This window comes from Peribacillus sp. SIMBA_075, assembly GCF_046534585.1.
In genome coordinates this window covers 1-253 of sequence record NZ_JAWRYN010001116.1, presented here as the reverse complement: position 1 = coordinate 253, position 253 = coordinate 1, and the positions used below count along the sequence as shown (strand labels likewise).

At 36.4% G+C, this 253-nt stretch carries 1 pseudogene; it reads right to left on the bottom strand.

Features of this window, described 5'->3' with window-relative positions:
* Positions 1-220 (bottom strand): annotated as a pseudogene (locus SB775_RS31770) (class I SAM-dependent methyltransferase); the annotation flags it as partial.
* Positions 221-253 lie beyond the last annotated feature (33 nt).

Below are 253 nucleotides of genomic sequence, written 5' to 3'. Positions count from 1 at the left end.
CAGCAAAACATTTTGTGGCTAACCCACCATCTTTTACCCCCTGGCAAAAACTAAAAAAGGAAGCACCTAAATGCGTACCTAACTCAACTAAAGTTGCTGGTTCTTCAAATCTTACTAAATCATATGCGAAATCTAAATGCCCACTCCACGCAGATTGTGACCGAATAATAGGACTAAAATTTTCAAATTCAAACGATGGTTTATGAGTAACCCAGTTCATCACGTATCTCCTTATACACATATTTTTAACAAA